The organism is Litoreibacter sp. JB4-2 (genome assembly GCF_055693445.1).
Map to the genome: position 1 here is coordinate 2,994,804 of NZ_CM146334.1, position 18,749 is coordinate 3,013,552.

18 protein-coding genes are annotated in these 18,749 nt (G+C 59.9%); 7 read left to right on the plus strand and 11 right to left on the minus strand.

Features of this window, described 5'->3' with window-relative positions; all coding sequences use genetic code 11:
- Positions 1-12: 12 nt before the first annotated feature.
- From ACZ1G7_RS14850 to ACZ1G7_RS14865, 4 genes are read left to right on the plus strand one after another with little or no spacing between them, the layout of a single operon-like run.
- Positions 13-891 (plus strand): formate dehydrogenase accessory sulfurtransferase FdhD, encoded by an 879-nt coding sequence (locus ACZ1G7_RS14850; protein WP_472660162.1) that lies wholly within the window; start codon positions 13-15, stop codon positions 889-891.
- A gap of 41 nt (positions 892-932) precedes the next feature.
- Positions 933-1,535: a molybdenum cofactor guanylyltransferase MobA gene (mobA, locus tag ACZ1G7_RS14855; protein WP_472660163.1), complete on the plus strand. Its 603-nt coding sequence runs from the start codon at positions 933-935 to the stop codon at positions 1,533-1,535.
- The gene (gene mobB, locus ACZ1G7_RS14860) at positions 1,532-2,026 is read left to right on the plus strand and encodes a molybdopterin-guanine dinucleotide biosynthesis protein B (RefSeq protein ID WP_472660164.1); all 495 of its coding nucleotides are present in this window, start codon (positions 1,532-1,534) and stop codon (positions 2,024-2,026) included. The genes mobA and mobB overlap by 4 nt, the downstream gene beginning before the upstream one ends.
- A complete protein-coding gene (locus ACZ1G7_RS14865; RefSeq protein ID WP_472660165.1) occupies positions 2,023-4,128 on the plus strand; it encodes a molybdopterin-binding protein in 2,106 nt (701 codons plus the stop codon). Before mobB ends, ACZ1G7_RS14865 begins: the two co-directional genes overlap by 4 nt.
- A gap of 30 nt (positions 4,129-4,158) precedes the next feature.
- Here ACZ1G7_RS14865 and ACZ1G7_RS14870 read toward each other — a convergent pair whose 3' ends face one another.
- The 4 genes from ACZ1G7_RS14870 to argH form a co-directional block, all read right to left on the minus strand.
- Positions 4,159-5,220: a hypothetical protein gene (locus ACZ1G7_RS14870; protein ID WP_472660166.1), complete on the minus strand. Its 1,062-nt coding sequence runs from the start codon at positions 5,218-5,220 to the stop codon at positions 4,159-4,161.
- Positions 5,221-5,255: 35 nt separating this feature from the next.
- Positions 5,256-5,726 carry a transcription elongation factor GreA gene (gene greA, locus ACZ1G7_RS14875; RefSeq protein WP_472660167.1) on the minus strand — a complete coding sequence of 157 codons (471 nt, stop codon included), beginning with the start codon at positions 5,724-5,726 and terminating at the stop codon, positions 5,256-5,258.
- Positions 5,727-5,822: 96 nt separating this feature from the next.
- Complete coding sequence (locus ACZ1G7_RS14880) at positions 5,823-5,945, minus strand: hypothetical protein (RefSeq protein WP_472660168.1); 123 nt, start codon at positions 5,943-5,945, stop codon at positions 5,823-5,825.
- A complete protein-coding gene (argH, locus tag ACZ1G7_RS14885) occupies positions 5,942-7,348 on the minus strand; it encodes an argininosuccinate lyase (RefSeq protein WP_472660169.1) in 1,407 nt (468 codons plus the stop codon). The genes ACZ1G7_RS14880 and argH overlap by 4 nt, the downstream gene beginning before the upstream one ends.
- A 28-nt stretch (positions 7,349-7,376) precedes the next feature.
- On the opposite strand from argH, the gene ACZ1G7_RS14890 reads away from it, so the two are divergent.
- Complete coding sequence (locus ACZ1G7_RS14890) at positions 7,377-7,931, plus strand: TlpA disulfide reductase family protein (protein ID WP_472660170.1); 555 nt, start codon at positions 7,377-7,379, stop codon at positions 7,929-7,931.
- Between the two features lie 94 nt (positions 7,932-8,025).
- Here the strand turns inward: ACZ1G7_RS14890 and gltX are convergent, their stop codons facing one another.
- The gene (gene gltX / locus ACZ1G7_RS14895) at positions 8,026-9,348 is read right to left on the minus strand and encodes a glutamate--tRNA ligase (RefSeq protein ID WP_472660171.1); all 1,323 of its coding nucleotides are present in this window, start codon (positions 9,346-9,348) and stop codon (positions 8,026-8,028) included.
- Positions 9,349-9,493: 145 nt separating this feature from the next.
- On the opposite strand from gltX, the gene ACZ1G7_RS14900 reads away from it, so the two are divergent.
- A complete protein-coding gene (locus tag ACZ1G7_RS14900) occupies positions 9,494-10,426 on the plus strand; it encodes an MBL fold metallo-hydrolase (protein WP_472660172.1) in 933 nt (310 codons plus the stop codon).
- On the opposite strand, the gene ACZ1G7_RS14905 is transcribed toward ACZ1G7_RS14900, so the two are convergent.
- From ACZ1G7_RS14905 to ACZ1G7_RS14920, 4 genes are all read right to left on the minus strand, one after another.
- Positions 10,423-11,226, minus strand: coding sequence for a CE1 family esterase (locus ACZ1G7_RS14905; protein WP_472660173.1), 804 nt, complete (start codon positions 11,224-11,226; stop codon positions 10,423-10,425). The two genes, ACZ1G7_RS14900 and ACZ1G7_RS14905, sit on opposite strands and share 4 nt — an antisense overlap.
- Positions 11,227-11,401: 175 nt before the next feature.
- Positions 11,402-12,289 carry an MBL fold metallo-hydrolase gene (locus tag ACZ1G7_RS14910; RefSeq protein WP_472660174.1) on the minus strand — a complete coding sequence of 296 codons (888 nt, stop codon included), beginning with the start codon at positions 12,287-12,289 and terminating at the stop codon, positions 11,402-11,404.
- Between the two features lie 54 nt (positions 12,290-12,343).
- Positions 12,344-12,580 (minus strand): Lrp/AsnC family transcriptional regulator, encoded by a 237-nt coding sequence (locus ACZ1G7_RS14915; protein ID WP_472660175.1) that lies wholly within the window; start codon positions 12,578-12,580, stop codon positions 12,344-12,346.
- A gap of 110 nt (positions 12,581-12,690) precedes the next feature.
- Positions 12,691-15,126: a GcvT family protein gene (locus tag ACZ1G7_RS14920; RefSeq protein ID WP_472660176.1), complete on the minus strand. Its 2,436-nt coding sequence runs from the start codon at positions 15,124-15,126 to the stop codon at positions 12,691-12,693.
- 187 nt (positions 15,127-15,313) lie between these two features.
- On the opposite strand from ACZ1G7_RS14920, the gene ACZ1G7_RS14925 reads away from it, so the two are divergent.
- Positions 15,314-16,816 carry a trimethylamine methyltransferase family protein gene (locus ACZ1G7_RS14925; protein WP_472660177.1) on the plus strand — a complete coding sequence of 501 codons (1,503 nt, stop codon included), beginning with the start codon at positions 15,314-15,316 and terminating at the stop codon, positions 16,814-16,816.
- Here the strand turns inward: ACZ1G7_RS14925 and ACZ1G7_RS14930 are convergent.
- Positions 16,813-17,784, minus strand: coding sequence for a LysR family transcriptional regulator (locus ACZ1G7_RS14930; RefSeq protein WP_472660178.1), 972 nt, complete (start codon positions 17,782-17,784; stop codon positions 16,813-16,815). The two genes, ACZ1G7_RS14925 and ACZ1G7_RS14930, sit on opposite strands and share 4 nt — an antisense overlap.
- A 39-nt stretch (positions 17,785-17,823) precedes the next feature.
- Entirely contained in the window at positions 17,824-18,744 is a 921-nt protein-coding gene (locus ACZ1G7_RS14935; RefSeq protein WP_472660179.1) for an aminotransferase class IV, read from the minus strand.
- Positions 18,745-18,749: the final 5 nt, after the last annotated feature.

Sequence of the window (18,749 nt, forward strand, 5' to 3'; positions counted from 1 at the left end):
TGCGAAGGTCAAATGCCAAATCGTGATGGCTCATATCAGATTGCGCCTTCGCCGGACGGGGTCGGGCTGACGCGCGCGGTTTCGGGCGTTGATCACACGGGCGCGGCGCAGCAGATCAACGTGGTTGAGGAACGTCCTTTGACGATTTTCCTGAACTCCCGCGAAATTGTCACCGCCATGACCATCGGAGATTACCCCGATTATCTGGCGTTGGGGTTTTTGCGCAATCAGGCGATGCTGACGGAAGCCGATGTGGTCACCGGCGTGGAATATGACGAGGAGCTTGGCGTCGTCGTGGTGCGCACCGAGGTTGAGACCGACCATGAAGACAAGCTCGCCAAGAAAACGCGTACCTCCGGTTGCGCCGTCGGGACCGTATTTGGTGACATGATGGCCGAGCTGTCTGAGGTCACTTTGCCCGATCTGGCCGTGCGCACGTCCGACCTTTATGCGCTTGCGGCCAAGATCAACACCACCGACAGCCTGTACCTGAGCGCCGGCGCGATCCATGGCACAGTGCTGTGTCAGGGCGCCGATACGCTGGCCTATATGGAAGATGTGGGGCGCCACAACGCGGTCGACAAAATCGCGGGCTGGATGCTGTCTGACAAGATCAGCGCCGCCGACAAGACGCTCTACACCACCGGCAGGCTGACATCCGAGATGGTGATGAAATGCGCGATGATGGGGATCCCCGCGCTGGTCTCGCGCTCTGGCTTCACGGCTTGGGGTGTTGAGCTGGCGCAGCAAGTGGGCCTAACGCTGATTGGGCGCATGCGGGGGCAGCGCTTCATGTGCTTGTCTGGCGCGGAGCGGCTGGTCTGGGACGCGGACTTGCAAAACGTCGCGGCTGAGCCGCGCAAGGCTGGCCGAAAAGGCGCGCGCCCATGACTTCATTGTTTCAAAAATATTCCCCCCGGAGGGTCGGGTAGATGCAACAACCGGCGGGTGTTATTTTGGCGGGCGGCCTGTCGCGCCGTATGGGCGGGGGCGACAAAGGATTGCTTGCCCTGGGCGGTCGCAGCCTGTTGCAACATGTGATCGAACGGTTGGAGCCGCAGGTCTGCGCACTCGCGCTCAACGCCAATGGCGATGCGTCCCGGTTCGACGTCGCCCTGCCCGTCGTGGCCGACAGCATTGACGGGTTCGCGGGGCCATTGGCTGGCGTGCTAGCGGGTATGGATTGGGCGGCCGAACAGGGCCACGCCCATATTGTTACGGCCGCGGCGGACACGCCCTTTTTCCCCTGCGATCTGGTGCCGCATTTGATGCTGGCGGCGGAAAGCGCCCCGATTGCACTGGCGGCGACGCCGGATCCGGAGCGTGGTCTGTCAAGGCACCCAACCTTCGGGCTTTGGCCGGTGTCTTTACGCCACGATTTGCGCGTGGCCTTGCAAGATGGGCTTAGAAAAGTGGTGCAATGGACCGATCGGCACGGCACGGCATTGGCCGAGTTCCCCGCCAAGCGGTTTGATCCGTTTTTCAATGTGAACACGCCGGAAGATTTGGTTCGGGCTGAGGGGATGCTGTCATGAAGGTCTTTGGCGTTGTCGGCTGGAAAAATTCTGGCAAAACCGGGCTGATGGAACGGCTGGTTTCTGAATTCACGGCGCGGGGCCTCAGCGTGTCGACGGTGAAGCACGCCCATCACAGTTTTGACGTAGACCGGCCCGGAAAGGACAGCGACCGGCACCGGGTCGCGGGCGCGCATCAGGTGCTTTTGTCATCGGCCAACCGCTGGGCGCTGATGACCGAGCTGCGCGGCGCCGATGAGCCTCCTTTGGCCGATCTGCTTGCCAAATTGTCGCCGGTCGATCTGGTGCTGATCGAAGGATATAAACGCGACGCGCATCCCAAGGTTGAAGCGCATCGTCAGGAAACCGGGCAACCTTTGATTGCATCTGAGGATGCCAGCGTGCAGGCCGTCGCAAGCGACGAGGCGTTGCCGGACATATCTGTCCCCGTCTTTGATCTCGATGACACGAAAGCAATCGCGGATTTCATCGCCTCCACTTTGGGCCTTTGAGCCTGTTTGACACCCATATCATCGTCGATTGGTCTGGCGGCAATGATGCCGGGCCGCGGCCCAAGAAAGATGCGATTTGGGTTGGGGTGACGTCTCAGGGCGTCACTGAGCCGCCTGCCTACTTGCGAAATCGCGCTGCGGCCGAAAGCTGGATCGCGGCGCGTCTGTGGACTGAGCTGGCCGCCGGGCAGCGCGTCTGCATCGGGTTTGATTTTGCCTTTGGCTACCCGCAGGGCTTTGCGCGCGCGGTGACGGGGGAGGACAACCCGCTTGCCCTTTGGGATTGGTTTGCCACGCGGGTCAAAGACGCGCCGGATCGCAATAACCGCATTGAGTTGGCCGGTCAGATCAACGCGATGTTCCCGGGCATCGGCCCGTTTTGGGGCAACCCGTTTCGAAACCGTGACATCGCGGATGTGCCGCGAAAAGGACTGGATCGCACCTGTACCACTTTCGCCGAAAAGCGGACAGTCGAGAAGCAGGCGCCAGGCAGTTTCACCTGTTGGCAATTGGCGGGGGCGGGCGCGGTCGGCTCCCAAGTCATCATGGGGTTGCCGGTTTTGGCGCGGCTGCGGCAGGCCTTCGCGGGTCAGGTTGCGGTCTGGCCGTTTGAGCCGTTGGACGCGCCGGTAGCTTTTGTCGAGGTCTGGCCCTCCCTCATTGCGGGGGCGGTTCGGGACGGGCAATATGGCGGTGAGATCAAGGATGCGGCCCAAGTGCGCATCTTGGCCGAATGCCTGTCGCGGCTGGACGCAGCGGGCCGTCTTTCGGCGATTTTGGCCGACGGGCGGGCGTCGCAGGGCGAGGGCTGGATACTTGGCGTAGGGTTTGAGGAAGAGATGGCGCAAATGGCGAAACCGGACCACAGCTTGCCCAATGACTGTTTCGCGCTGCCAGCGGGCGTCGCATGGACGCCGGTGGAGACGGCCCTGGCCTCGCTCAAAGACAGTTTGCGCCATGTCGTGGGCCCTGAGGTGATGTCCGTTTCCGATGCTTCGGGGCGTATTCTGGCGGCGGACCTGATTGCCGCGCGCGACAACCCGCCCGGCGCCAATTCTGCAATTGATGGCTATGGGTTTGCCTTTGATGGCCATGCTGAGACGATGCCTTTGCTTGAGGGGCGTGCGGCGCCGGGGGCTGCATATCAAAGCGCCGTTCCGGCAGGTCATGCGATCCGCATTCTGACGGGCGCGCTGCTGCCCGCGGGCGTCGACACAGTCGTGATGCAGGAAGAAGCGGTCGTCGATGGCGGGCAGGTGTCGATCACCGCCACGCTCAAGCCCGGCCAAAACGCGCGCAAGGCGGGTGAAGACATGCAGGCGGGCCAGATCGCTTTGCGCAAAGGTCACAAAATGCGCGCGCAGGATGTGGCGCTTGCGACGGCTTTGGGCTTGGCAGAGGCGTCGGTCTTCCAGCGGTTGCGGGTCGGCGTTTTGTCGACCGGGGACGAACTTGCGCCGCCCGCGCCGGGCACACCGGCAGACAAAACCTTTGACGCCAACAGGCCAATGTTGCGGGCTTTGGCCGCCGCTTGGGGGTATGAGCCAGTCGATCTGGGACACGCGCCCGACGACCGTGCGGTTTTGGACGCCACATTGCGACGCGCCGCGCGGGACTGCGACGTGATCGTGACCTCTGGCGGCGCGTCGGCGGGGGATGAGGATCATGTCTCCGCGCTGCTGCGCGAAGATGGGATGCTGACCCATTGGCGCATCGCGATCAAACCGGGCCGCCCCTTGGCGCTTGCGATGTTTGAGGGCGTGCCGGTCTTTGGCTTGCCGGGCAACCCGGTCGCGGCCTTCGTGTGCAGCCTGATTTTCGCGCGCCCGGCCCTGTCCGTGCTGGCGGGCGGCGCTTGGTTGGAGCCGCAGGGCTTTGATGTGCCTGCCGCGTTCTCCAAATCCAAGAAACGCGGGCGGCGCGAATATTTGCGCGCACGGATAGCGCCAGATGGCCGGGTTGAAGTTTTTGGATCCGAAGGATCGGGCCGTATTTCCGGGCTGAGCTGGGCAGATGGGCTGGTCGAGCTGGGCGATGACGCGCGGGAGGTCAGCGAGGGGGATTTGGTGCGCTACATCCCGTTTGGCAGCTTCGGGCTTTAGCGGTTCATGGGCCTTCGCGACGCCTGAGCGTTAGTCGAACGTACCAGCGACGCGGCCCAGCAGCATGAAGGCGCGGGCTGTTCGGGTGTCGGACAGGCGGACAATGTCGTCATCGGTGGCATGTTCGGCGAATTTGGCGAAGGTTTTGTCAAATTGGCGCAGGAAGTGGTGCACCGCGTCGCGAAAGATCGGATCGGAGCGCATCCGACCCGTTGCAAGGGCCAGACCCGAGCGGTCATGGATGCCGCCAATCCCCGAAATGCCTGAGCCACGCTGCCCGTCCGCAAATTTGCGCCACAGCTCTGGCCGGGACCGGTCGGGGCGCAGGTCGTCCATGTAGATGCCGTCCTGGCTGAGCAGTGTCAGCACGTCTTGCGAGGCGCGCACCAGCTTGCCGCTATTGTTGTCGGCAAGGGCACGGCGCAGCTGGCGGAAGCCTTCTGCGTCATTTTCATTTTCAGGAAAGTTGAGCGCACCGATGAAGTCGCTGACCGACAAGGCAGGTGCAAGCGCTTCGGGCGGTGTGCCCAGCGCCAGCCCGGGCTGGCTTTCGCCTTGCGCCACACCGGGTTGGATCAGGGCGGGCTGTTCTGCGGCGGGGGGCAGCAGATTGGCTTCGCGCGACGTGGCGAAGGTGGCAATTGCGAATTCGGTCTGCTTTTGGGAGGCCGCGATTTCTTCGAGCTTCTTTTCAACGGTTGGTTTCAGGCCAGCGGGCGCGAGCTGGCTTTGCTGGATATAGGCGTTGCGCATGGCGTCGATGGCGCCTTGCAGGCGGGCGGATTCCTGGCGCATGACGGCGGCGGTTTTGGCGACGGTTGTGCCGATCCAGATCAGCGCAATCGGCAGGAAAATTGCCAACATCGACAGGATCCAGCCCGATTGGGTGCTTTGGGTTTCCGCCGGGCGCAGAAACAGGAAGTAAATCACGACGCCGATCAGCCAGAGCCCGGTCAAGGCAATTGCGATAATGTCTGCTGCAACCAGCCCGCGATCTGGGCGGGCATAGGCACCCAAATGCATTGCCCCTTTCGCCTGCCCGGTTATGGGCTGCGGCGGCAATACTTCTTGGCCTGTCGTCTCGTCGTTCATTGTCCAGCCCCCGCTGCCCCGTTCAGGGGTCACTCTTAAATATAGGAGATTTCCAAAACCTCATAGTCTTTGGTGCCGCCGGGTGTGCGCACTTCGACGCTGTCGCCCTCTTCCTTGCCGATCAGGGCGCGGGCTAGGGGCGAGCTGATATTCAAAAGCCCGCTATGGATGTCGGCTTCCTGCTCGCCCACGATTTGGTAGGTTTTCTCTTCCTCGGTTTCCTCGTCGATCAGCTTGACGGTTGCGCCAAACTTGATGCTGCCAGACAGGGTTGTGGGGTCGATGACCTGCGCGAGGCCGATCATACCTTCAAGTTCCTTTATGCGGCCCTCGATGAAAGACTGCTTCTCCTTGGCGGAGTGGTATTCGGCGTTTTCCGACAGATCGCCATGCTCGCGCGCCTCGGCAATCGCCTGAATGATAGCGGGGCGTTCTTCGACCTTCAGCTGCTTCAATTCGCCGTCGAGGGCTTTGAAGCCTTTCGGCGTCATTGGGATTTTATCCATGTTTGTTTACTTCTTACTCTATGCGCATGCGTGCGCCTGTGAATTCACTTCACCCCTAAAGGGGCCTATTTGCAAGGGCTGTGGGGTGCGTCGCGTTTAGGCTTGTGCCGACGCGGTGCTTGCGTCCGCCGTGATCGCCGCAGTGGGCGTGGTTGGTTCGCCGTCGACGCCGCAAGCCGCAAGGGCCGCAAGCGCGAGTGCTGCCAGAAAACGTGTCATCCCAGTTTTTCCTTCCACCGGTCAATTTGTACCCGGACCTGCGCGGGCGCGGTGCCGCCATAGCTTGTGCGGCTGGCGACGGAGTTTTGCACGCCCAGCACGCCGAACACATCGTCCGTGATCGCGCTGTGGACTGCCTGCATTTCTGACAAGCTGAGGTCGGGCAGGTCGCAGCCCTTGTCCTCAGCCAGTTTCACCAGACTGCCCGTCACATGATGGGCGTCGCGGAAGGGCATATCAAGGGCGCGCACCAACCAATCGGCCAGATCGGTGGCGGTGGAAAAACCGCTGGCGGCGGCTTGCCCAAGCGCGGGCTGATTTGCGCTCATATCGCTGACCATGCCGGTCATGGCAGCCAAGGCCAGCATCAGGTTGTCGGCGGCATCAAAGACCTGTTCCTTGTCTTCTTGCATGTCTTTTGAATAGGCCAGCGGCAGGCCCTTCATGACGATCATCAGCGCTGTGTTGGCCCCGAAGATGCGCGCAACCTTGGCGCGGATCAGCTCGGCCGCATCGGGGTTTTTCTTTTGCGGCATGATGGAGGAGCCGGTCGAGAAGCGATCGGACAGCGTCACGAAGCGGAACTGTGCCGAGGACCAGATCACCAGCTCTTCGGCAAAGCGGCTAAGATGCATGGCGCAGATCGATGCGGCGGAGAGAAAATCGAGCGCGAAGTCGCGATCCGACACGGCGTCGAGCGAGTTTGCCGCCGGACGGTCGAACCCCAGAGCCGCAGCCGTGACGTCACGGTCGATATTGAAGCTGGTGCCGGCCAAAGCGGCGGCGCCGAGCGGGCTTTCATTCATCCGCGCGCGGGCGTCTTTGAAACGCGATGCGTCGCGGCCAAGCATCTCGACATAGGCCATCATGTGGTGGCCCCATGTGACAGGTTGGGCGGTTTGCAGATGGGTGAAGCCGGGCATGACCCAGTCGGCACCGGCCTCTGCCTGCGCAAGAAATGCTTTTTGAAGCGCCTCGATACCGGTGATGGCGGCGTCGATCTGGTCGCGGACCCAGAGTTTGAAATCGGTTGCGACCTGATCATTGCGGGACCGGCCCGTGTGCAGGCGGCCTGCGGGCTCGCCCACGATATCTTTCAGGCGGGCCTCCACGTTCATGTGGATGTCTTCAAGGGCAGGTTTGAAGTCAAACTTTCCGGTCTCGATCTCTGACAAGACCGTGAGGAGGCCTTCACGGATCGCCTCCGCGTCGTTATCCGTCAGGATGCCTTGGGCCGCGAGCATTGCGGCGTGGGCGCGGGAGCCCTGGATATCCTGGGCCGCCATTCGCTGGTCAAACCCGATGGAGGCATTGATTGCCTCCATGATCGCGTCGGGACCAGCGGCGAAGCGCCCGCCCCACATTGTGTTTGCGCTTTGGGTTTTGGAATTTGCGTCAGTCATCTGTGGCTGGCCTTGCTGGAGTGGCACTATGCGTCTGTTTCGATCCTTGGTCCTATACGCGGGGCTGTGCCTGATGGGCAACCCCGCGGCTGCCGATATGGGGCGGCTTATGGGGCTGGCCGTGGGCGAGTTGGGCCGCATCCAGTTCCACGCGGAACCGCGCGATCTGGCATTGTCGGGTTTTTTGGATGCGGATGGCCAGCTGACATCTCTAGACGCCTATCGCGGCACGCCGATCCTGTTGAATTTTTGGGCCCTGTGGTGCGCACCCTGCGTGAAGGAAATGCCTGCGCTAAATGCGTTGGATGGCGCCGTTGAGGGAAATTTCGAAGTGGTGACATTGGCTGTTGGGCGCAACGCCCGACCTGCGGTGGACGCGTTTTTTGCCGAGAAACAATTGGACAACCTGCCGAAGCTGTTTGACGCGGGAATGAAGCTGCCGCGCGAGGCGCGCGCGCCGGGGCTGCCCGTGTCGATCTTCATCGACGCCGATGGGCGCGAAGTGGCCCGCGCCGTGGGTGATTTTCATTGGGACAGCCCGGAGGCTATCGCGCTGGTCGAGGCTTGGGTGTCTGGATCATAGTGCGGCTGCGCCGCCCGCGATTGAATGCGTTCTTGGCGGGTTTCACCCTCCGCCACGCGGGCAGCCACCCAGAGTATTTCTGACAAAACGAAGCCTATTTGGCTTTGATCACCTGCAAAAGCGGCAGAAGCTGGCCCATGTCGGGTCCGTGCTGCATACCGGTGAGCGCTTTTCTGAGTGGCATGAACAGGCCACGGCCTTTGCGGCCGGTGGCCGCCTTCACCGCGGAGGTCCATTCCGACCACGTCGTGTCACTATGCGGGGCGGCTGGCAGCATACCCAGCGCCTGCGCCACAAAATCCGCGTCCTCAGCGTCGATCACCGGGTCTGCGCCGTCACGACATAGCATCCACCATGTCGCCAGATCCTTGCGCGTGGTGATGTTGTCGCGGGCGACATTCCAGAACGCGGACTGCAGGTCGCTTGGAACGCCGAGCGCGTCGAGATCGGTTTTGACGGCTGACAGGTCGAGCCCGTGCAGATGTTTCGCCGTGAGCGGATAGAGGTCTTCGACATCGAATTTCGTGGGTGCCGCGCCGAAATGCGACAGATCAAACCCGTCGATCAGCTCGGCCATCGAGCTGCGCAACTCAACCGGGTCGGAGGAGCCGATGCGCGCCATATGGCTGAGCAGGGCCAGCGGCTCGACGCCGTTGTCGTGCAGGTCGCGCAGGGCGAGCGTGCCGAGGCGTTTGGACAGCGCTTCACCTTGCGGGCCGGTCAGCAGGGAATGGTGAGCGAAGGCGGGCACGGTGCCGCCCAAAGCCTCGATAATTTGGATTTGAGTTGCGGTGTTGGTGACATGATCCGAGCCGCGCACGACATGCGTGATGCCCATTTCGGTGTCATCCACCACGGAGGCGATGGTATAGAGGACTTGCCCGTCGCCGCGAATAAGCACCGGGTCGGACACGCTGGCGGCGTCGATGGAAATATCGCCCAGAATGCCGTCGGCCCAATTGATGCGCGCGTGATCAAGCTTGAAACGCCACACGCCAGACCCGCGTTCTGCGCGGAGGGCGTCTTTTTCGGCGTCCGACAAATCGAGTGCGGCGCGATCATAGACCGGCGGGTTGCCCATGTTGAGTTGCTTTTTGCGCTTCAAGTCCAGCTCGGTCGGGGTTTCGAACGCTTCATAAAACCGGCCTGCCGCGCGCAGCCTGTCGGCGGCTTCGGCGTAGCGGTCGAGGCGAGAGGATTGTGTTTCCACCCGGTCCCATTCGAGCCCGAGCCATTCAAGGTCCTGCTTGATCGCATCCGCGTATTCAGGCTTCGAACGCGCCGGATCGGTGTCATCGAGCCGCAGGATGAACTGCCCGCCCGCCTTTTTGGCGATCAGGTAGTTGAACAAGGCGGTGCGCAGGTTGCCGACATGCAGATAGCCTGTGGGCGAGGGGGCGAAGCGGGTGACGGTCATGATTTTGGTCCTTTGGGGCTTGGCGCGGGTGAAACACAGCCCGCCGCGAAAGTCCATATCCGGCGGACGTTCACGCAGTCGTCATCCCCTTTTGCCATCCGCGCGCTATGTTGTGGTTAACAATATCCAACAAGGAGTGTTTCTGATGCCATCGATCCTGTCCCGCCGCAGCGCTTTGAAACTTGGGGCGGCTTTGCCGCTTGCAACGCCTGCGCTTTTGACCGCCACCTCGGCCCGCGCTGATGGGCATGCCGCCAAAGGTCCTGGCTTGTCGAAATTTCGTCGTGCCCAGCTGGGCGATTTTGAGGTGACGACCTTGCTTGCGGGCACCCGACCCGTCGAAGAGCCGCAAAAGATATTTGGTATGAATGTCGATGCGGAGACCTTCAAAGCAGCATCCGACGCGGCGTTTTTGCCAATCGATGTGGCGCAATTTTTCTTCACGCCGACGGTGGTCAACACCGGCAGTGAGGTGATTTTGTTCGATACCGGGCTGAGCCCTGACAGCATCACCGGCGCGCTGGGCGCGGCGGGGTATGCTGCAGGCGACATTACGCATGTGGTGATCACCCATATGCATGGGGACCACATTGGCGGGCTGATGGGCGACGCTGGCGAAACCTTCACCAATGCTGCCTACATCACTGGCGCCGTGGAGCATAACCACTGGTCAGGCGCAGCAAATGACACGTTCAATGCCAAGGTCGCGCCGTTGAATGAGAAGTTTTCGATGATTGATGACGGGGCGTCTATTGTGTCGGGCATCACCGCCATGGGGGCATTTGGGCATACGCCGGGGCATATGACTTATATGCTGGAGAGCGGCGGCAAGCAGCTGTTGTTGATGGCCGATCTGGCGAACCACTATGTCTGGTCACTGGCACACCCGGATTGGGAAGTGCGCTTTGACATGGACAAGGCCGCCGCTGCCGCGTCGCGCCGCAAGGTTTTGGGCATGCTCGCCGCTGACCGGGTGCCGATGGTGGGCTACCACATGCCGTGGCCCGGCATGGGCTATGTCGAGGCCAAGGATGACGGGTTCAACTACGTGCCTGTCACCTACCAAATGATGCTTTAGAGCTTTCCCTCGGCGGCCAGTCTTTCCCACGCGTATTTTACATAATCGCTGCGGAAGGAGTGGCCGCCCTCAAACAGGCAGAATTCGAGGATGTCACCGGCCGCATTGCGCTGGTCAAGGCAGTCGAACATCACGGTGCTGCGCGGCTCGGGCGCGCCGAAATCGCCAAATTTTGCGTACATCTTAAGACTATCGGCAACCGCCCCTTGGTGGGTGTCGGCGATGGGTCGCCCGGTGAGAGGAACCGTCGGGTCATCGTCGCCATGCATGTGGATGATGCTGGTCACGGGGTTGGCGCAGGTTGCGGGCGGTTCCAGCCAGAACGTGCCGGAGACGGGCGCGAAGCCCGCAAAGAGCGCGGGCCGCGCACAGGCCACATTCCATGTCATCATCCCGCCTGCGCTAAAGCCCGACATCATCATACGGTCCGTATCAATTGCGAATTTGGCCGAGGCGTCGGCAATGACGGCGTCGAGATAGTTGAACTCGATGCTGCCATCGATATTGCTGCGGCGGGGCGAATTCGGCAGCACCCAGTCATCATCAGCCGATTTCAAGGCAATGACGGCAAGGCCCATTTCAGACATTGCGTTCAGGAAACCCTTGTTGCGCATCATTCCCCTGGCCGAGCCGCGATAACCATGCGCCCAGACAATTGCGCCAACTTTTGTGGTGCCGTCATGACCTGCGGGCATTGAGATACGGTAGTGCCGTTCGCCGACCATGCAGTCGGTATCGGGGCCACAGGCGAGAGCGGGCGTTGCAAAAAGGGAGGCTGCAAGGAGGATGAGGGCGCGCATTTGGGGGCTCCGAGGCTAGGGTGCTTTCGAGCAAGCTAACGCCGAGCTTGGGAGAGACAAATCACAACTCTGGCAGATCGGATCGTTTTTGAGCCCAAGCGGCGGGCGGATTTATAGTATCCGACGCGTTGCTTCCAGAATGCGGGCTGCTGTCGCAGCCAGTCTCGACGGTTTTCTAGAGCTTGTTCACCGGTACTTTCAGCATCATGTTGCCCGCCGGATCGATGGGCATGTCGCCCGCGCGCATGTTCACTTGCAAGGCGGGGATGATCAGTTTGGGCATGGCCAATTGTGCGTCGCGTTCGCTGCGCATTTTCACGAACTCTTCGCGGCTGGTGCCGCCGCCGACGTGGATATTTGCGGCGCGTTGCGCGCCAACCGTGGTTTCCCACGCAATTGATCTGCCGCCGGGGCCGTAGTCATGGCAGACAAAGAGCCGCAAATCGTCAGGCAGGCTCAGGACACGCTGGATCGAGTCGTAGAGCTGCCCTGCATCGCCGCCCGGAAAATCTGCCCGCGCCGAGCCGCCATCGGGCATGAACAACGTATCACCCGCGAAGGCCGCATTTCCCATGATGTGAACCATGCATGCAGGCGTGTGGCCGGGCGTGTGCAGGGCAACGCAATCGAGCCCGCCGATTTGGTAGGTCTGGCCATCTGTGAACAGGGCGTCGAATTGCGATCCGTCGCGTTGGAATTCAGTGCCTTCGTTGAAGACTTTGCCAAACGTGTCCTGAACCGTTTGAATATGTTCCCCAATCCCGATTTTGCCACCGAGCTTGCGCTGAACATAGGGCGCGCCTGACAGATGATCGGCATGGACATGGGTCTCGATAATCCACTCCAGCGACAGCTTCTGGTCTTCGATATGAGCGATCATCTCATCGGCGCAGTCAAAGCTGAGCCGGCCCGCGGCGTAGTCGAAATTCATCACCGCATCGATCACTGCGCAGGCATTGCTGCCGGGATCTTTAACCACATAGCTGATCGTGTTCGATTGCGGATCGAAGAACGACGTTACGTCCGGTTTTTGGTCCATGTGAAGCTCAGGCAGCGAAGTCATTATGTGTCCCTTTCGCCATTCTACGGCGCAATGTTAGCATTGGTGGCGCAAAGCTCAAAATGCTGAAAATGTGATTGTTGTCAGCGTGCGCTCGATGCCGTCAACTGGGCTGATGTTGTCGTTGATGTAACGCCCGACGTCTTTTCCGTCGGGGACATAAATCTTCAGCAACAAGTCATATTCGCCGCTGGTCGAATACATTTCCGAATGAATTTCGCGCAGGGCAAGCGCGTCGGCGACCTGATATGTCGTGCCAGGCGCGCAGCGAATTTGAACGAAAACACAGGTCATGGGCGCATCTCCTAGTTGCTTCGGCTTTTGTCCGACGCGCCAGAATTTGCGAACGTCGACTTGGTCTGGAAAGCTTGCCTGTCTCAGCGATCCGTCGCAAGCCCTTGCGGCTATTCGCGCACCCGGGTCATCTGCGGATCGTAGAGATTTGCGGTTGTCGGTTGCGCCTTAACCATGCGGCCCAACATATCGATTTCGAGCGGTTCGTTTGCGTCCAGCACCGCGGCGTCCATATAGGCATAGGCGATGTTTTTTTGCGTTCGATGCCCGAAGCCGCCCGAGGTCACGGTGCCCACGACGCGGCCTTGTGCCATCACGGAAGCGCCGCCATGCGCGTGATCGTCGGTGCTGTCGACCAGAAGCGTTGTCAGCCGTTTTTGGGGCGGCGATTTCGCGCGTTCCAAAAGGGCCGATTTGCCCACAAAATTGTCCTTGTCCATGGTCACAAACCGGTCGAGGCCGGTTTCAAACGGGTCGAATTCGGTCAGAATGTCGGCTTTCCAGTGCAAATACCCCATTTCCAGACGCATGGATTCGACAGCCAAAGCGCCAAACAGCTTCAACCCGAGCGGATCACCAGCTTGGCGCAAGCTGCGATAGGCGGACCAGAGGGAGGCGTTGGGGATATGGATTTCATATGCCAGCTCGCCTGAGAAGCTGACGGCCATGACTGTCGCGGGCGCGATCCCGATGAAACATTCGCGAACTGACAGCCAAGGGAAAGCCTCCTTCGACCAGTCGCCGCGGCTGACCGTTTGCAGAACTGCGCGGGCCTTGGGGCCTGCGAGGACAAGGATGGTCTGGTCGTTAGTCAAAGAACGGATCGAGACATCCTCTGCGGGTGCAATGTGCTGCGTCAGCCAATCCATGTCATGGAATTCGGAGGCCGCTGCCGATCCGTACCAGATGCGTGCCGGTCCACGGTCGCTGGCGGGCAAATTGGCAATCGTGGCCTCTGATTTGACCATGCCTTGGTGATTGAGAAGATAGGCCAAGCCGACGCGTCCGGTTTTGCGTGGCAGGCGCCCACAGATCATGCGGTCGAGAAAGCTTTGCGCGTCGCGGCCGGTGATTTCGAACCTATTGAACCCATTGACCTCACACAGGCCTGCGGCGTTCTGGATGGCGGCGACCTCTTGCGCGACCACGTCATGCGCCTCGTCAAATTTGAAGCTGTGGGCCACGTGGAAATCTGGGGCAGGTTTGAAATATTCCGCGCGTTCCCATCCGTTCACGACGGTAAATTCGGCGCCTTCCGCCTCCAAGACGGGGGTGAGCGGTGTGGTTTTGGCCATGCGTCCGGCGGGGCGGTGTTCGTTCGGGAAGTGAAAGCGGAACTCGTTTTGGTAGTCTTCGATGGCCTTGAGCGCTGTCAATTCGACATTTGTATGCCCGGTGAAACGTCGTGGATCGAGGCACCAGGTGTCGTAGCAGGCCTCGCCATGTACGATCTGCTGGGCCAGAAGCCAGCCATGCCCGCCACCTTCGCCAAGACCCGCGCGCAGGCCGATGATGCAATACGCGTTGCGCTTGCCGGGGATTGGGCCCACCAGCGGCGCGCCGTCGATAGTGTAGGTGATCGGGCCGTTGACGACGGTATGGATGCCGACCTCTTCAAGGACCGGCATGCGGGCGAACGCGCCTTCCAACACATCGGTGATGCGGTCCAGATCATCGGGGCAAAGCGCATTGACGAAATGCGGGTCGATGCCGTCCATGCCCCAGGTTTTGCAGTCTTGTTCGTAAAAGCCCACCAAGAGGCCGTTCTTTTCCTGACGGCTGTAATAATCGCTGATCGGGCAGCGCAGTAGCGGCATCCTGTGGCCTGCGTCGCGGATCGCAGGGATCTCTTCGGTGACGAAATATTGGTGTTCCATCGACATGACCGGGTGGTGGATGCCCATCATCGCTCCGACCTCATTCACGCGGTAGCCGCAGGCGTTTACGACAACCTCGCAGGTGATGTCGCCCTGATCTGTGTGCACCGTCCAGCTGTCATCTGGGTTTTGGGTCAGGCCGGTTACGGGGGTGTTGCGGTAAACCTCGGCACCCGCTTTGCGGGCGCGTCTGGCGAGCGCTTGGCACAGGCTGGCGGGGTCAATGTCGCCGTCATTTCCATCCCACAACCCACCGAGAAGGTTGTCGGTAGAGATCAGCGGATGGCGGCGCGCGCATTCGGCGGCGTCGATCACTTCAAATTCGACATCCATGCCGCGCGCCATCGACGCAAAATGGCGGTAACCGTCCATCTGGGCCTGGGTATTGGCCAGCCTGATGCCGCCGTCGCCGTGATTGTAGCTGACAGGGTAATCGGGGTCGTCGCGCAGCTCTTGGTACAGCTTGATCGAATGGGTTTTCAGCCCGACCATGGTTTGGTTCATGCCGAAATTCGTGACCTGCGCGGCGGAATGCCAAGTGGTGCCGGAGGTCAGCTCATCGCGTTCCAGAAGGACCACGTCAGTCCAGCCTTCCTGGGTCAGGTGATACAGGGTTGAGCATCCGGCGATGCCGCCGCCAATAACAACAGTGCGGGTTTGCGTTTTCATGTGTCACCTTTTGAATTGCGTCATGTTACTGGCCCCAACTGCATCGCTTTGGTCAACGTTCCATTATGAAAATCTAAAATTTGAAATAAGAAATCCGAATTTTTAGGATTTAAGGGAAAGCGGTTGCGATATGCGCGTCCGTTGGTGTCCGGTTAACGTTTAGGGCATTCCGGAGGGCGAGACAGACATGCGACGTGCAGGACGTGACGCCCGTTTGGCAAAGCGCGCCAGACCGCTTGATGTTAACCCAGCTGCACCCGGCCAGAGGGGCGGGTTTTACAAACCGCTTTCCGAACCGGAAATCCAAAACATCTACCAAACAGCTTTGCGCCTGTTATCCGATCTTGGGCTTGGTGAGGTGCCGGATCGACTGTGGCAGGATTTGAGCGCGGCAGGTGCCACCGATCTTGGCGCGGGTCGCATCGGGTTTCCAAAAACGCTTGTCGAGGACGCGATTGATAAGGCCGCGAAGACGTTCGTTTTTCATGGCCGTGACCCAAATCGGTCGATTGAGGTGGGCGGCGACCGTGTTTATTTCGGCACGGGCGGTGCTGCGGTGAACACGCTTGATCTGGAGACCGGGCTCTACCGACCATCCACGCTGGCAGATTTGCATGATTTTACGCGCTTGCAGGATGTCTTGGATAATGTCGCCTGGTTCACGCGGTGCTGCATCGCAACGGATGTTCCGGGCACCTTTGATCTGGATGTGAACACGGCCTTTGCGCTGCTTAAGAACACCACAAAGCCTGTGGCCACGGCCTTTACGCTGGCCGAAACCGTCGACCCGATTGTGCGTCTGTTTGATATTGCGGCGGGAGGTGAGGGGGAGTTCGCGAAACGACCCTTCGTAAAGGCACATATCAGCCCGATCATTTCGCCTATGCGGTTTGGCGAGGATGCGGTTGACGTGGTCTACAAATGCATCGAGCACAATATTCCGATGTCCTGTATCACGGCGGCCCAGGCGGGTGCGACGGCGCCTGCAACTTTGGCCGGGTTTCTGGCGCAGTCTTTGGCGGAAACGCTGGCAAGTCTTGTCATGGTCAACACCCTGTCGCCGGGCTTCCCTATGGTGTTTTCAAACTGGCCATTGGTGATTGACTTGCGCAGTGGCGCCTTTGCGGGCGCGGGCGGCGAGGCGACCGTTTTGAACGCGGCGTCGGCGCAAATATCGAACTGGTTGGGGCTGCCTTCGGGAGTTGCCTGTTCGATGACCGACGCGAAGGCGATCGACGCGCAGCATGGGCTCGAAAAAGGGATGACAAGTCTGGCAGCGGCTTTGGCTGGCGGCAATCTGATCTATGAAAGCTCTGGCATGACGGCGTCGCTGTTGGGCGCAAGTTTTGAGGCATTTATCCTCGACAATGAAATGCATGCGATGACCTACCGCGCGCTGCGCGGCATAGAAGTCACCGATGAAAACCTTGGCTACGGGTCAATCTGCGAGGCGGTGCTTGGTGATGGGCATTTTCTGGGCAATGACCTGACCCATGCCGCGATGGAACGCGACTACCATTATCCGAAACTTGCTGATCGCGACCAACCCAAAACATGGGAAGATGGCGGTGCGCAGCAGTCTTGGGCGCGGGCCAAAACCGAGGCGCAGCGCATTTTGTCCGACCACCGGCCAAACTATCTGAGCACGTCGCAAGAGCGCGCGATCCGCGATCAGTTCTCGATCCTTTAGGGTCGTTCCTGCAGAACGTTGAAATGGCCTGCCAGCCAAGGATATTTGCGCGTCGTTGGTACGATCACGTGGCTGGTCAGCAAGCTGCGCATGGCCGTCGAGATCAAGGACGCAACATCAGTGGCGGCGGTATTGGCCTGATACAGCGATATCGTCCTGGCGAATGATTTTTGCGGAAATGGGAGCAATTTGATCTGGTCGTGAAACCGTCGGGCGCGTGCGAAATTGCTAGGCGTCGTGATTGCCCATCCGTCGCCCTGCGCGATCAGGCCGAAAATGGAGGCCGTGCTGTCCAGCTCGAACGCCGTGTCCAGCTTGACTTTGAGACGGCTGAGCTGCGCGTCGATCATACGTCCCATGATCTGCGACCCGGTATATCGCAAGAATGGAAGGGGAGATGGTTCGCGCAGCAACGCGCCGGCTGGGTCCGAGAAGCTTAACGGCACCGCCAAGACAAACGGATCGCGCAAAAGCGGGTATTCGACCAAATCGGGCAATGGTATCTGGGGCTGCGTCGCGAGGCCAATGTCGAGGGCGCGCTCTTGCAGCATTGCCAATATCTCATGGCTGGGTCTGGTGTGGCTGGCGAATTTGCATTTTGGTAAGGCCGTCCTGAGCATGCGGTTGATTTCAGGGCCAATATCGCTTTCAAAATCGTCGATCACACCAAGCCGTAGATGGCGGAGGTCGGACATTTCGTTGGATTGAAGGTCGCGATATCCTTGCTCCAACAGGGCCATTATCTCGTCGACATAGCGCAGATAAATGACGCCTTTTGCAGTCAGTGACATCGGGCGCGTGCCATGCTCGACTAGCTGTGCGCCAAGCAGCGTTTCGAGAGATTTCAATTGATAGGACACGGTGCTGGTCGACACATTCAGCCGCGTGGCCGTTTCCTTGACGGAACCCGACGCGGCCAAGGCGCGAAACAGCTGAAGCGCTTGCAGAGATGGCAATGAGGGCGTCATGATTTGGGCCTGCATCTTGCGTCGATCACTTCGGGTCGCCTATGTGCCTTGCCGCGCAATGAGATCTTTGTAGAGTTCCCTGAGGCGCATGAAAACGGGCCCCGCCTTGTCCGCGCCAATTGTACGACCGTCAATTTCGAATACCGGGGTTTGTGCACCGAACGTTCCGGTCAGGAAGGCCTCATCTGCGCTGTATGTGTCGACCAGAGAAAAGTTTCGTTCAAAAACGGGAATGGCATTTTCTGTGCAAAGGTCGATCACCTTTTGCCGCGTGATCCCGTTCATGCAGTAGTCCCCTGTGGAGGTCCAAACCTCGCCCTTGCGGACGATGAAAAAATTGCAGGCATTTGTTGTGTTCACAAAGCCGAAAGGATCGAGCATCAGGGCCTCATCGGCGCCCGCGCGAATAGCGTGATTCAAGGCGATGATGCAGTTCAGTTTCGAGTGCGAATTGAGCTTTGCGTCTTGGGTCAGCGGTAGCCCGCGGTGATGGGGCACCGTGTGAAGCCGAATGCCACGCTCGACAATGCTTTCGTCAGGCTTGGAGTGTTCGGCGATAATCACGATCGTGCTGCCAAATATGCTGAGATGCGGGTGCTGAAATGGCTTTTTCTTTCTGCCCCGCGTCACCATCAGCCGGATATGCACATCCGTGGTCATGTTGTTGGCCTGCAGCGTCTGTTGGATTGCTTCTTTGAGCTGATCGCGCGTCTTGCCAATGTCGAGGTCTATATAAAGAGCGGCCTCAAAGAGCCGGTCGAGATGCGCGTCAATAAAGGGCAGGGTGTTGTCATAGAGCCTTAACCCTTCCCAGACCCCGTCGCCAAGCATGAAGCCAGAGTCGTAGACGGACACTTTTGCGCTGTCTCGATGCAGAATCTCACCGTCGACATAGATCTGGATGTTGTCATTGCGCACATCTTCGGCGGATGCATGTGTCGATATAGTTTTGTTGGACAATCGAA

Coding starts and splice junctions, on each gene's coding strand:
- ACZ1G7_RS14850 (WP_472660162.1), top strand. CDS start 13: ATGCCAAATCGTGATGGCTCATATCAGATTGCGCCTTCGCCGGACGGG.
- mobA (WP_472660163.1), top strand. CDS start 933: ATGCAACAACCGGCGGGTGTTATTTTGGCGGGCGGCCTGTCGCGCCGT.
- mobB (WP_472660164.1), top strand. CDS start 1,532: ATGAAGGTCTTTGGCGTTGTCGGCTGGAAAAATTCTGGCAAAACCGGG.
- ACZ1G7_RS14870 (WP_472660166.1), bottom strand. CDS start 5,220: ATGAACGACGAGACGACAGGCCAAGAAGTATTGCCGCCGCAGCCCATA.
- greA (WP_472660167.1), bottom strand. CDS start 5,726: ATGGATAAAATCCCAATGACGCCGAAAGGCTTCAAAGCCCTCGACGGC.
- ACZ1G7_RS14880 (WP_472660168.1), bottom strand. CDS start 5,945: ATGACACGTTTTCTGGCAGCACTCGCGCTTGCGGCCCTTGCGGCTTGC.
- argH (WP_472660169.1), bottom strand. CDS start 7,348: ATGACTGACGCAAATTCCAAAACCCAAAGCGCAAACACAATGTGGGGC.
- ACZ1G7_RS14890 (WP_472660170.1), top strand. CDS start 7,377: ATGCGTCTGTTTCGATCCTTGGTCCTATACGCGGGGCTGTGCCTGATG.
- gltX (WP_472660171.1), bottom strand. CDS start 9,348: ATGACCGTCACCCGCTTCGCCCCCTCGCCCACAGGCTATCTGCATGTC.
- ACZ1G7_RS14900 (WP_472660172.1), top strand. CDS start 9,494: ATGCCATCGATCCTGTCCCGCCGCAGCGCTTTGAAACTTGGGGCGGCT.
- ACZ1G7_RS14905 (WP_472660173.1), bottom strand. CDS start 11,226: ATGCGCGCCCTCATCCTCCTTGCAGCCTCCCTTTTTGCAACGCCCGCT.
- ACZ1G7_RS14910 (WP_472660174.1), bottom strand. CDS start 12,289: ATGACTTCGCTGCCTGAGCTTCACATGGACCAAAAACCGGACGTAACG.
- ACZ1G7_RS14915 (WP_472660175.1), bottom strand. CDS start 12,580: ATGACCTGTGTTTTCGTTCAAATTCGCTGCGCGCCTGGCACGACATAT.
- ACZ1G7_RS14920 (WP_472660176.1), bottom strand. CDS start 15,126: ATGAAAACGCAAACCCGCACTGTTGTTATTGGCGGCGGCATCGCCGGA.
- ACZ1G7_RS14925 (WP_472660177.1), top strand. CDS start 15,314: ATGCGACGTGCAGGACGTGACGCCCGTTTGGCAAAGCGCGCCAGACCG.
- ACZ1G7_RS14930 (WP_472660178.1), bottom strand. CDS start 17,784: ATGACGCCCTCATTGCCATCTCTGCAAGCGCTTCAGCTGTTTCGCGCC.